At 45.5% G+C, this 13,625-nt stretch carries 9 protein-coding genes; 3 read left to right on the forward strand and 6 right to left on the reverse strand.

The window, feature by feature from the left end:
- Together ACFO4O_RS11035 and ACFO4O_RS11040 are read right to left on the reverse strand one after the other, a co-directional pair.
- The coding region (locus ACFO4O_RS11035; protein WP_382408478.1) for a toxin TcdB middle/N-terminal domain-containing protein at nt 1-4,626 on the reverse strand (4,626 nt) is incomplete at its 3' end.
- A 17-nt stretch (nt 4,627-4,643) separates the two neighbouring features.
- The gene (locus ACFO4O_RS11040) at nt 4,644-5,024 is read right to left on the reverse strand and encodes a hypothetical protein (RefSeq protein WP_382408480.1); all 381 of its coding nucleotides are present in this window, start codon (nt 5,022-5,024) and stop codon (nt 4,644-4,646) included.
- A gap of 262 nt (nt 5,025-5,286) precedes the next feature.
- Between ACFO4O_RS11040 and ACFO4O_RS11045 the strand changes: the two genes are divergently transcribed.
- Nucleotides 5,287-6,159 carry a hypothetical protein gene (locus tag ACFO4O_RS11045; RefSeq protein ID WP_382408481.1) on the forward strand — a complete coding sequence of 291 codons (873 nt, stop codon included), beginning with the start codon at nt 5,287-5,289 and terminating at the stop codon, nt 6,157-6,159.
- A 369-nt stretch (nt 6,160-6,528) separates the two neighbouring features.
- On the opposite strand, the gene ACFO4O_RS11050 is transcribed toward ACFO4O_RS11045, so the two are convergent.
- Together ACFO4O_RS11050 and ACFO4O_RS11055 are read right to left on the reverse strand one after the other, a co-directional pair.
- Nucleotides 6,529-9,093, reverse strand: a complete 2,565-nt coding sequence (locus ACFO4O_RS11050) for a hypothetical protein (protein ID WP_382408483.1) — start codon at nt 9,091-9,093, stop codon at nt 6,529-6,531.
- A 160-nt stretch (nt 9,094-9,253) separates the two neighbouring features.
- Complete coding sequence (locus ACFO4O_RS11055) at nt 9,254-10,711, reverse strand: capsule assembly Wzi family protein (RefSeq protein WP_382408485.1); 1,458 nt, start codon at nt 10,709-10,711, stop codon at nt 9,254-9,256.
- Nucleotides 10,712-10,887: 176 nt separating this feature from the next.
- Here ACFO4O_RS11055 and coaD point away from each other — a divergent pair, with 176 nt between their 5' ends.
- A complete protein-coding gene (gene coaD, locus ACFO4O_RS11060; RefSeq protein WP_382408487.1) occupies nt 10,888-11,388 on the forward strand; it encodes a pantetheine-phosphate adenylyltransferase in 501 nt (166 codons plus the stop codon).
- Between the two features lie 72 nt (nt 11,389-11,460).
- A complete protein-coding gene (locus ACFO4O_RS11065; RefSeq protein ID WP_382408489.1) occupies nt 11,461-11,601 on the forward strand; it encodes a hypothetical protein in 141 nt (46 codons plus the stop codon).
- Between the two features lie 65 nt (nt 11,602-11,666).
- Here the strand turns inward: ACFO4O_RS11065 and ACFO4O_RS11070 are convergent, their stop codons facing one another.
- Together ACFO4O_RS11070 and ACFO4O_RS11075 are read right to left on the reverse strand one after the other, a co-directional pair.
- Nucleotides 11,667-12,779, reverse strand: a complete 1,113-nt coding sequence (locus ACFO4O_RS11070; RefSeq protein WP_382408490.1) for a glycosyltransferase — start codon at nt 12,777-12,779, stop codon at nt 11,667-11,669.
- A gap of 37 nt (nt 12,780-12,816) precedes the next feature.
- Entirely contained in the window at nt 12,817-13,536 is a 720-nt protein-coding gene (locus ACFO4O_RS11075) for a glycosyltransferase family 25 protein (protein WP_382408492.1), read from the reverse strand.
- Nucleotides 13,537-13,625: the final 89 nt, after the last annotated feature.

Genomic DNA, 13,625 nt, shown 5'->3' on the forward strand with positions numbered 1-13,625 from the left:
CCCATACGGCGTATCTTTATCTCTTAGGCGGCTGTAACGGTCATAATAATACCGATGCGTGAAGGTCTCGTCATCAATCGTAACGTCTTTTGTATATAAACGGGCTAAACTATCGTAGGTGTACTCATTGCGCTCGGAAAACGTTGTAATCGCAGGCTGAACGGATGTTCCCGTGCACGTAACATTTTGGCTGGGATACAAAGCAGACCACCTAAGCTTACCAACGGTGCGCACCTCTTCATTTGACTCGCTTTGAGGCGTACCAAAGCCATAGCAAGTCGTCCCTTCAATCGCATTATAGCGTTTTATCACACGTCCTAAGGTATCAACGGTAAATGCGTAGGTGTGGCCGTTACCGTCGGTTTGTGAAATAAGCTCATCAAAGGCGTTGTATTGATAGGTCCAGTTACCTTGGTTGGGGTCGTTTGTCGCTACTTTACGCCCCCAGCTATCAAAAGCGGTTGTAATGACTTGGTCTGAATCATCAGCAATAAATGTGGTGCTGGCACTCAGCAACTGCCCATATGCATCATAATCGTAATCTATGATGTTACCAATATTATCAATGACTTGCTCAGTCTCATTAAACCCGTTTTTAACTTCCGTTCTAATTTGTAAAGCAGCATTCGTGGTGATTATATTTGCGCCAATATAGTCCACTGTTTCTATTGCGCCATGGGGATAGGTGACACTTGTGATGCGATTAAGCTTATCATACACAGTAAAGGTAACGTCGGTGCTGTTAGGCTCTGACACGCTGATAACGCGACCTAAGTTGTCGTAAAGCGTCTGTACAACGACTACGTCAAATAAGCCATTTTCCACTCGATAGTCCGTTTCTCGGGCTACTTCTCGCCCCCATGCGTCATAATATACGCGGGTATCTGCATTGGCGTTGTCTTCAGTGTGCAACTGATAAAGTGAGCCGTACTCACCATCTGAAAAAGTGGCATTAATGCTTACTTCGCGGTCATCAAAATAGTCAATTTCAGTCCCTTGGCCAAATCCATCAAAGGTGGTTTCTATTGCAAGATTATTGGCATCATATTCAGTGATTTCGTAGAGCAAGCCGCGCAAACGGCCGTTGCTCATCCAATACTCATAGCGTTTTTGCTCGCCCAGGCCATTCTCAACAAACTCAACGAAACGCCCTTCATTGTCGTAGTATTGGGTTACGCTACAGCGCATATCTGCATCAACTGTAGGCAATCCATTTGTTGGTAACGCGGCGTTTGCGTCGGTGGTTGTGCACACACGGGTTTTGTTCCCGTAATCATCGTACCCATAGAGCGTCTTGAGGCTATCTGACACGAAACGTGGATCGGAAGCCAGATAGTTTTGTGTTGTAGCATCTCCGTGTACAGTGCTCGATTCGAGCATCTTGTTATCGCTACGGTAGGTAAAACTGCTGTGGCGTTTAGTCGACACGCCATCTCTTGTTTTTATCACAGTAGCACTGGATAGTCGTCCCAAGCGCTTATCTTCATCGCTCCCATCAAAGGCATTGATGGTCTCTGTTATCAGCGTTTCGTTAGTCAATCCATAGTGGGTAACTGTGCTGATACTGTTGAGTAAGTTACCGTATTCGTCAAACGACATGCTTGTGACGGTTTCACTCGCTAGGGTACTAGCAGTTGCGTCGGTATCAACCCAATAATCGTTTTCAATTGAAGACTGGATATAGGGGAATAAGCCGCCAGAATCCGTAAGCAGGACGCTAGGCGTATTACTAGATGCCGATAACACAACGCTGCCAAAGGTTTGCATTGTGGTAAGAGGCATGCCGACCATAGCATAATTGTCGCCGCTGGCATCTTGGTAATAGGTGGTTTCTGTTACTATGTCGGTTTGCAAATCAGTGGTGCGTAACAGCCCAAAGCCAAGGCTGCCTCTTCCTTGCGTATCTACCAATAAATTGCCATATTCGTACCGCACGCCTACCTGACTGCCCACATTACTGTCGCTATGAACCTCATGGACTAAAAAGCCGGCGTTGCCTAGTGTGATGGTGTTAACTGGCAACATGTCATACTCAGGTTTTTCTACGTACACCTCTGCGTCAGTCATGGGTCGATATTCAATATCGGTTCCAATGCCAAACCCATTTTCAAAGCGGGTGATGGCAAAATCGTTGATGTGACTTCGCTTAGTATGTAAGTCCCAATTTGAGCCATCTAACACCAAGGCATCGAGCTTACTATCACCATTCACATCACCAAACACCACGTTGTCATGCTCGCCATAAAAAACGCCGCCGCGTAATTCAAAAATTGCATCGAAAACCCCGAACATGTTAGGGCGCGAGAAATAGGCCTGCGCCGAGGTGGTCGAGCCAGCAACCAAGGCATCTGCGCGACCGTCCGTATTTAAATCAATGAATTGGGTAAGGTAGTTGTAGATATCGTTAGCATTAAAGCCCATGTCATCAACGTCGGTAAAACCTATGCCTGTTGATAAACGGTAATACCATTTATCGCCTACAATGTAGGCAATATCCGATAATCCATCGCCGTTAAAATCGGCAGTGCGTAAATGCTTTACGCCAGAAATGTCAATCGTTTCACGCTCGTTGAGGATGGGGTCGTCCATACCGCCAGACTGGTCGCCAGTGATATACACGCGATAATTAGAGCTTGTGCGGTTGACCCATTTGCCACCATTAGCGATGCACGCGTCTCTATCATTGAACTGTGGCAAGGCACCAGGCACCGAATTGCTCTGCCTAAAGGCCGCCTCGTGTTCATCTAACGCAGCATCATTAGTTTGTGGCACATTAAGCACATCAATCGCGCTAGGCTGAGTTTGAAAAGGTGGCCACCATGGTGACGGTGGGCCACCTATGTTACCACTTTGACACATACCTTTCGTGGTAGAAACTTTTATGATGATATCTGTGTGGCCATCACCATTCATATCAAAGGCGCTGGATGTTTTCATATCCGCTGTTTGGTTGGTGAAATTAGCATCGAAAAATGCTGACTCCACGCTGCCAGGAAAGGTATAGAGCACTCGCTCTTGCCACACACCATTAGGCTCAGGCTGCAAATAAGCACGTATTTCATCGCCTTCACGAAACACGATGTCCTCTCTGGCATCACCGTTCACATCAGCAACCACGGTTTCACCTTCAAAGCCGCGTGCGGTGATGTCTGCGCCAAGAAGCTGCTCAGTTATCTGAAAATTTATGTAGGAGACGCGATACCACGGCTTATTTTTACCGTCTGCAACTAATAAATCTCGAACGCCATCGGCATTTGCGTCCATTACTAAAGAATATTGCCGACTATATTGAGACGCGCCTCGAGAAGTGAACGGAACTGCGCCATTGAAAGATTGGGTTTCATCAATGCTGCTTACTTGCCATACACCTCCACTCACAAAGACATGCTCATCTTTGCCATCGCCATCCACATCAAATAAACGGCTCGCATATGCGCTTGGCCCACCGTTACCGAATCCTGTCTTGACAGAAGCCACATCGCCAAAGGGTTGGTATATTTTGCTAGAAATTTGCGATCCCCAGCACATTGCCTCCGCTATTCCCGTTTCATTTTCACATACCTGATTATCAATGGGGTCAGTATTAACAGCGGGGCGCTCCCATGTGAAGGTCGTCCCGCGTTTGCACAACTTATTTGAATTAAATGCGCTTTCTTGAGCACACTCTTCAACGCTTGCCAACAAAGTTCTGTCTTCAATATTGGGTGTTGCTTCGTAGTAAAGATTCATTTCACGATAGAGGCGCCCATCAATCGTGCTAATGATATTGGTCAAACGCTTATTATTAATAATGGGCGTACCAAAATAATAGCCAGCAAAACCTTTTTCGTTTGTTTCATAAACAAATTCCACTTTGGCAAAAGGAGCATCGCCTTTTTTGTGGCCGGTATACTCAATACTGTCTAGTACTGACAAACCGGTAGTCGTATTTTCAAGGTAATGATAAACAATATAATTACCCGCAATATCTTGAACGGCTTTCAAGAGCCAGGCTTTAGCTTTGCTGCCTTCTACCGCACCGCCAGGCTCAACAAAGGCATCAGCGCCTGCATAAAGAGGGTCAGCACCATATGCATTGCCATAATAATGCGTGTCACCAGATTTAGTTTTTACAGAAAAATACTGAGGATTACCCGGCTCACCCGCGTTGCCGTGTGCTGTTATTATTGAAAAGTTATCAATGTCTAAGTGATAGCTAGTGCCGCTTTCTCCCATAACACCTGTTGACGTGTCAAGGCGAAGACGTTGACCGTCTAAGCAAAATTTATCGTCTTGCGTAAATGTAATCGGTGCGATGGAGCCATCTTCGATAGGCGTTGGTGGACAACGCGTGATAGCCGATGTGCCACTAACGCTCCAGCCTACTCCCAGTAGACCCTCCATTTTATTGCGACTGGAATAGTGTAAAGTGATGTCAGGTTGTACGCCCGCGCGCCCAGCCGGAATAGGGACGTCAATAGAGTAGGTCGCCGCACCCGATTCATCGACTCTAAACTCACCTAATATTGGTGCCACATCACCTGTGGTGCTGATCGTATCGGCAAAGGCAGCGCCATTTAAGCTACAAACTAAAAGGCCAAAAAAGCACAGACCCGCGACGTTAATTGAACGCAATGGTTTCAACATTACTACATCCTTGTAATTTAGATTGAAAATTCTACATCAAGACTATTGGTACACTCACCGGCAAAAAACTCAATGGGATATCGGCTATATCCGGCGATAATGTTATGACTTCCCACTTTAAAACGTTGATTATTCGCTATCGCAAACACTGTAAAAGATTTCAATTGGTAGCGTTCGTTGGTTGCTCCCAACACAACTTCAACTTCAGCGTAGCCAGTGTAAGCGCAATCGTCTGTAGACATAGTATTCAAATTTTTAATACTGTAGTTAGCACTGAGAGGCGGAAAAGCAGGCTTAGCTTTTGCAATCGCTTGTGACGTGATGGTATTTATACTGATTGAAAGCACCAATACAAATAGAGTGGCTAAATCGCGAAAATTCCTTTTAGATAAACACATAATATTAATAATCCGTTTAATAATTGCCGAAAGTTCCACAAGTCTTTTTCTGTGTCAATGGTTTCAAAATTAAAGTTTTTTGACGTATAGTACTCGCGGGAATTATAGACTTTGATAAATACAAACTGCAGGACGTTGGCAACTGGCTTCGGCTAACATTGCGCGTTTTTATCGCTCACTAATAAAGCAATACAACAAGCACAAACCATACTACTTTGGCCTAGTGCCTTAACCTCAAATGGTTTAATGGAACTCAACCGCTTTGAGTGAGTCTTGTAATAAGGAATACATTAACTCACTCGACGCAGATATTTTGCCTTCTAACTACATTCACCAGCTTTCCCATCAACAAATTTTCATTCACAGTATTGGTGATGAAGAAAGTTACTTAGCCAGTGCACAGGTATTTGCCCGCAAAATATCGTCTGCCACATACAAAGCTAAATCCCTTCGCAACAACCTTATTTTTAGCATTTCTGTTGCAATCCACCTGCTGATAATTTTATATTTTATTTACTATCAGCAAACCAGCGATACGCTGCAAACACGCACCGCAGCGAAAGATGATGCGGCACTTAAAAGTTATCTGTATACAACCCCGCCCAAAGCTGAGCCAGCGCCAGAAATCGCCAAAGACATAGCTGGCGAAACAGACCTTGGCATGACTTCAGAGCGAAGCGAGAAGCTTGAATCGCCAGTTTTAGCGGAGGAACAAGCACAAACGATAGAGCCTCGCACCGCTCCGCAAAAGCAAATACTGCAAAATACAAGCGAGCAGGTAACTCAAGCAGACACACTAAAACTCAGTCAAGAAAGACTCAATAATGCCCTCAAAAACTATCAGCTCAATCAAGATCAGAAGGCTATTAGTCGCATGGCACAAGAAGGCGCTAGAGCTTACCAAGACGAGAAGCGTTCCCCTCAACTTAATATTCCTGACATGCCGGAGCCAGAGCGCTTTGCCCCCAGGGCTATTGAGCTTGATTGCGCTAATACAGGCAAAAAAATACTAAGTTTAGTCGCTGGTTTGGGCGGCGGACGGGTTCAGTGTCGAGAGCATAATAATATTCAAGAATTTATCGACAAACGTCTGCATAAAGGTCAAGAAAAAGACGAATCAAACTCGCATAATTAAGCCCTATGCCTGTTTAGAACAACCAATGATTAGTGCGATTAGCAAACCACACCAGCGACAACATTAATTTACCCCTGTATCCGCAAGCGCTGCTTGGCTAATCGTGAGGTCCTGACTTTCGTCAGGATGACGGTGGGTGGGGCTAATGCTGTTCGTTTAAGTGGTGAATCTTAAAAGTGAGGAGAGTATGCGCATTTAAAAGCGTCCGAGCACATGGATGTGCGAGGTCGAGCGGCCAAGATGGCGCACAGCGACTTTTAAATGCGCATACTTTCCTTACCAGATTCATCGCTTGAACGAACAGCATTTGGCTTTCGCCGAGATGACGGCAGAAGGCGCTTAGTAGCATCAAGGCATACCTCAGCTCATTTATCCCGGCAAAATAAAGTGTTTGATAAACGAACCTAAGCCGGAACTGTGGCCTGACTGCGTATCTACATCAATAATCATATCTCCCTCAATGGGTTTAATATAGGCCTCGCTAAAGTACACATTAAGTATGTCCAGTTCACTTTCAACGCAAAGCTTTGTATCTACCGACATGGCCAACATGCGCTTTGGCGGGAGACTCCCCGCTTGTACTTGGCCAGTGTAAATTTGCGCACGGCCCTTCGCCATCAAAATTAACTTGCCCGGGCCTGTGGCTTGTGAATAGATTATTTTTCCGATGAGTAGCGAACTAAAACGCGGGCTAATGAGAGTGGATAGTGTCACGCCTTTGCTGATCCCCACAAAATGATGATAATCAAATACAACGCGCTCACCGTCGCGCAAATCCCATTCAAAATATTCAATCCCTTGGGTGGATGAACAACCCACATCGGTATCATTTGGAGTCAGATTAATTTCGTTCATGGCATATGCACCGTTAAATATACGGGCAATTGGTGCGCCAAGCATTTGAGTAAATCGCAGTTTCGGCGCCTTGCCTCTGCACTGAAATTTGCGCGATAGATAAAAGGTGGGTGCCATTTCACTACTAAGTAAAATTTCGCTGCCATGAGAACGAATATTCGGCGCACCTTTATGCTCTTGCGCAGGCTGCGATTTCGAGCGACGCTCACTTAAACTTACTAAAATGCCAGTTTGTTGATTCACGCTAACACGAGAAAATACGTACAAGTAACTTTTTAAACAGAGATACGCGAACAGTAGCATGGCAAGTTGATGATAAGCCTGTACATAGGTGAAGCTTGCAAAAATGCTGCTTTGGGTATTGCCATTGGCATCCTGAATACGGCTTTGCCCTTCTATGCGCAAGGCTTCCAATTTACTGACCGCACTAGATAGATTGCTGTTGGCCGCTTCTTTAATCGCATTTTCTTGGGCTGCAACCAGTTTATTCAGCGAGGCTTTAATTTGTGAACGTAAGTTCAGATAGGCTTTTTGCATCGACTTTTTCATTTCATCGTTAGCAAGGTTAACTACTGGTGCCACTAAAAACGCATCAGACTGACTTTTATCAAAAACTAAGCTGCGCGGTACGCCTTGTTCAAAGCGCCGATTAAAGGTGTCTGTAAAGCTCAGCGCTTGCAGGTCTCGGTTACTCGCATGCAAGTTGGCCTTTTGCTCTTCTACTGAAAGATGCCAAACAAACTGAATGTCGTCGCTTAAATGCGCGGTAGATAATAAAGCGTTATCCAACAAGCCCGCTTGATGAGAATAATCATTCTGCAATAGGCCTTGCTCATGTAAAGTGTTGCTGATGTGCTTAGGGATGAGGTGCAAACTCAAGTAAAAAAACGGCAAGCAGAGCACCGCCATGGGTGTCCACATTAATAGGGCACGCGCAAATGCTTTTACACTGCGCCATAGACCCAACTCTTTTAATAAGCCGATGTTTTGGCGCATGCCTTTAATTAATATCCTTAATATCGTTGCCAAAATGACAAAAAGCAGCACCGGAATGAGATATGTGAAGGTTGCCAAATTCTGTGATGCGTCATTCAATTCACTTTCGCTAATCGCACTTGAGGCAGATATCAAGTACACAATCGCTAAACTAATAAACAGACTGAAAATCACAAAAGACTCGGCACGTAAATGCGCGCTGAGCAGAAAATACGCAAAGGCAATTTGAGCAACCATTACGCTATCGATATGATAGAGACTCAGTCCTAATCCATCGTAAACAAAGCTTAAAGCCCACACGCTGGCATTAACCATAGGTATAGATAGGCCAAACACCAATAGTAGCCACGCCCGATAACGTAAACACACCAAAACGGCTGGGATAATAAGCAGCAACACTAAAGCGTTGGCCACAGAGCTGGGGCTTGCCACAAAACCTGTATTTTGATGATGACTATCGGCGTTTTCATCTAGTACGGTCTCAAGACTAAACTGCGCGAAAAAGGCCTGAAAATAACCCTGTGAATAGGATATGACACTTGCTTGAGGCGCTGGCGGCTTATTGTGAGCCATACTTAAAAAGCCATCAGCTTGCGCGACTAAAGCTTGTGCTGCTTTTTTGGTTTGCTCCTTAAGCGCATTGTGACGCTTGAGTTTTTGTTTATATATCTGCAAGTCTCGTCGGTATTGCGCGCACATTTTCTGAAGTTGAGGATCGTTAGAGAGCACATGGTGAATAAAGGCTTTCCGCCTTTTTCTGTCAACACACATGCGCTCTGGCGTCATCTTAATAAACTGAACAATGAGCTCGCGTTGCTTTTTACTCACCTTCGCATTCGGCGCAATCGGTGGTTCACCGTTATAGTCGCTTAACTGTTCATAGCTCAAACTTTCGAAGCGCAGCGGGTCAATTAGATATTCGCTCGGCGCGTAGTCAGCATTACCAATTTGAAACAGGCTTAAATCAAGAATAAATGGCGTGAGGCTAAGCAGTAATACAAAGCGGGGAAGCTCGAGCCATTTGCTCGGATGAGTTTGAGCAAAATGAGAAACAACTTTGGCAAATCGGGGAAAAGTATCCATATAGACTCTCTTTTACACCTTTATAAAGGGTGAAAAGCAGCCTCTGGCAACATGGGGCCTTGCCCATCAGATGCATGCAATAATTAGGTTGTACGCTTTATATATCGCACGCACGAACAGCAATTACAAGCGCCTTGCCGACCCATGCATTAAATTGCCCCTAAAACGCGTACTGAGCTTTTAGATATAAAAGTGCGTCTACTTCATCGTCGCGGGTGACGTAGTCTCGGTTGGCCACACTGCCGCCAGCTCTCAACAACCAATCGCCCAAGGGGCGCTGATAAAACCCAGACAGCTCGAGTACATCTTCAGAAACGTCATCGGTGAGTACAGGCGACGGACGCTGTCCGTCTGGATTTAGCTCTGCTGAACGAATATAAATCTCTGCAATAGCACCATCATCAAAGCGTAAGTTAGCACCTAAGGTAATTTGCTTGGCGTCAGAATCAAAAGTACTGCCTAAGCTGCGTTCGTACATACGATACCCAGTTTGATAAGTGCCGTTTTCATAATAACAGTTGGTAATGGTACTGCCATCCCCCTGACACGCCACTTGGGTGTCGCTTGTTTCAATAAACACTTTTGCGTTGGCGATATAGGTAGAAATACCCAGCAGATTCGCATTATCGGTCACGCGGTAGCCATCTTTTGCGTCCTCTCCTATACGCTGCGCATAAACAGACACCGGTCTTGATAGCAATTGGAAGGTGTATTTAATATCAAAGCCTGCTAGATGATTGCCGCGTGTGGTGAGCTGTTCATCATTACAACCTGCCGCGCGCAGACACACTGTTTGAAAGGTAATCACCTCCCAAAAAGCATTAAGGCTTTCTTCTTGGCCCTCCCCGCCCCACATCGCCGCCCATGAGGCGCCAATCTCAAGCCCTTTGAGCGGGCGCGCGGTAAAGCGAGTCAACAAGAGTTTGGTGTCGGGTATCACCCGCTCGCTATCCATTTGACCAAGCTGTGTGGTGAAATACCACGGCCCCATCCATGATAGCCATGGATGCTCAGACTCAGTGGTAAGCGAACGTGAAAGCGCGACTGATTTTAGCGGGCGTGTGTTATTAGACAATATAAGGCTTGATGATTGACCAGGGCCCCAGAACTGGTCAAGCGAACCCACTCGCAGATTCCAGTCTCCAAACTGGTAGGCTAAAAACGAATTATCAAGGTTCAATTGTCCTTTAGATGCGTAGCTCACGTTGAGCTGACCGGACCAACGATTATGATAAAACTCGCTGGTTATATTTAGTTCAGCGGTTTCTTCAACGCCATCATCTAAACTTCGAAAACGCACGTCGTCTGTTGCGCCTTGCAAGGTTACAAAATGACGCATATTGAGCTGTTTTTGCTGATTCAAATAGTATCTAAGACGCGCTAGGGCCTGAGCAGGCATAGGCGCCATTGCTTGTGCATTGAGCGATGAAATTTGCTGGGCCACACCTTTCCACGGGATCGGATAAGTGGTCACGGCAGAGTCAATATACCCCCATTCTGAGAGGGTTTGCACGTCGTAGTGCAGTTGCTTATCTTGCGTGCCTATCCACGCAGAGGCATTCGCAAGCTGCGATACAGCAATAATTAGTATGCACAAAAAGAGGACTAAAGCTTTCAACGGTTCTGCCTTTAACAAAGGTCGATGGCAAGCATCAACCTGCGTATTCATAAAAGTAATGATATCGGATTTTAGTCTTAGGGACTATTTTAGTTGGCGTTTAGACTGCATTTTGATTTGCACTATATGCACCTTATTCGTTAAGGTGTGCGCTACTTAGAGCTTAGGATAGCGTAATGACATTTAACGCCTCAAACAACAAAGCAATTTACCCGGGTACCTTTGATCCCATTACCAATGGGCATGCCGATTTAATTGAGCGCGCAGCAAATATGTTTTCACACGTGATTGTGGCTATTGCTTCAAACCCTAGCAAGCAACCCTTGTTTTCGTTAGAAGAGCGCGTAAAAATGATCACCGAAGTAACGGCGCATCTCCCAAATGTTTCGGTAAAAGGCTTTACCGGCCTACTCGCCGAATACGCCAAGCAAGAGGGGTCAAATATTCTCATTCGCGGCTTGCGAGCGGTGTCTGATTTTGAATATGAATTTCAGTTAGCCAATATGAATCGCAGGCTCAATCCTAATCTGGAAAGCGTATTTTTAACCCCTTCTGAAGAAAACTCGTTTATTTCATCGACACTTGTTAAAGAAGTGGCACTGCACAAGGGTGATGTTTCTGAGTTTTGTCATCCGGTGGTATTAAAAGCGCTAGTAGAACGCCTCGCCCATCGCTAGATTTTTCATCCGTTGATGATCAGCGGCACCCACCAGACTTATAGGGCTGTTCCTGCTTGAGCCTTTTCAATAATGAGTGATAAGAATTTGGTTTGCGAGGGGGCGGCGTTTGAAAACGTCGAAATCATGGATGATTTCGCCGAGCGCCCATGGATGGGTTCACAGCGTTTTTCAAACGCCGCCCCCTCGCAAATCAATATAATATTGGCATGAGTTATTGAAAAGGGCCCAGCAGGAACAGCATCATACTGATATTTAGGATGCAATACTGGCGGATACTAGACCAACGCCAAGTACTTTTCGGCTACTTTGGCAACGTCAATATCGTCAAGCACGGGCACATCGTTAAGATTTACATCGCTGCCTAGCGCTTCGTTTATTGCATTTGCTAGCGCGTTCGGGTTGGCTACCGGCACTAGAAACCTCGCTAAATCACCCGTGAGTATTTCATTTGGCCCGAACGGGCAGTTAGTCGACACCACTTTAGTATCGCTCAAAATAGCCTCTAGCAGCACCATCGACAAGCCTTCAAAATCGGAACTTAGCACCAGCGCGCTCGACTTATTCATCCACGCATAGGGGTTTTCTTGAAATCCGGGCAAGTAAACACGATCGGCAATGCCATGTTTTTTGGCGAGTTTCTCTAGCTTACGGTTGTTTGAACTTAAGCAAACTAGGGCATATTCAGGATTAACGGTTTTAAAAGCTTCAAACAATACGTCATGCCTTTTCGCCTTGGCCGCCCTGCCAACATGGAGCACGAACTTTTGCGGCGCATTCGCATCAATATCCTCTTTTGCCTGTTGCCGTATCAAATCAACATTAAAAGGGTTGTAAATATGCTGCACGCTCTCGGGGGTGAACAAGCTCGCTTGCCTCAGTTCTGCCGCAACACCTTTTGACACCGCTATCAGCTTTTTACCCGTCAGCATTTTGAGAATGCGGCGCATATACAGGTATTTTATTGGCCCCATCCGCCTCTCACGCTTTAACTCCTGCACGTAAGAATTATGAATAATGTAATAGCAGTTTTTAAACTGACACGCGCTAGCCAAACGATAGCTCTCGTATAAATTTACCAGCACCATATCGAAGTGGCCGCCGCGTTGCTGTGCCTCAAGCACGCTGGCGTTTAGCATGTTGGCTAGGATGCCTTGATTAAACCAACCTCTCACCGCGCCTTTAAACTTCGCAAGCGGAAATATCAACTCAATCCCTGATGGTACGTCATACTGCGCGGTGTTTTTGAGTGAAAAAAACGTGACTTTATGGCCCTTAGCAAGCATTTCACTGGCAAGGGTGAGCATGACTTTTTCGGCCCCCCCTCCGGCAAGGGAGTCGATAATAATGGCGATGTTTTTTACGTTTGTTTGGCTTACGTTGTCAGTCACAGGCAATGTCTCATAAGATAAACCAGTATATGCAGCGCTAGGGCTGTCTAAATGCGTTGTTTAGTTTAAAGCTCAGCTGCTGTTTTAATCGGCGGATGCGGTGCTTTTGCATATCATTGCGGCTTTGCATTGCTGATATATCGCTTTTCACGTCAGGAGCGGGTGTAAACACAAAGGGTTTTATCCCCATCACTCGTATATCTTTTTCCCACCAATACTGCAGGTCAATATCAACGGGCCGGCCAAAGGACTCTGAGGCCTGTAAAAGCTTTCTAGCTCCCTCTCGGCTAACTAACTGAGCGCAGGTACGAGCAGGCACTTTATCAAATACTACTAGCTGCGAATCACCAATCTTTTTGAGTGTTTTGGTTTTACGGGGTCTGCCCGGATGGTCTGAAAGCTTCACATAATCAAAGGCCTGCTTACTTTGCACAAATTGCGCAACATCGTTTAGGCCGTGGGGCATTAAAAAATCATCTTCTAATATAATCGCAGCTTCAAGATTTTCATCAACAATGCGCTGCCACGCTTTACGATGACTTAAATAGCAACCTATCTCACCTGGCGTGAGACTTTTGTAATAGCCAGCCCGATTCAGGCTAGGGCTATAATGCTCTAGTCGCTGCGACTCGCTCATAATTCGACCGTCAACCGCCGAAATGCGCTCAAACGATAAGTCATATTGAGCCAATTGCGCACTGACATTCGCCAAACGCTGGTCTGAACCGTCTAAATTAATTACAAAAATGGGCAGCATATTTTGATTGTCTCTTAAGTGATTCAAACGTTTTTGTATTCACAAACTATGTGCGCGTTCGCCATAAAGCCAGTAAATCAGTGTGGATA

It is taken from the genome of Glaciecola siphonariae, from assembly GCF_042652645.1.
GTDB classification, from domain to species: domain Bacteria; phylum Pseudomonadota; class Gammaproteobacteria; order Enterobacterales; family Alteromonadaceae; genus Glaciecola; species Glaciecola siphonariae.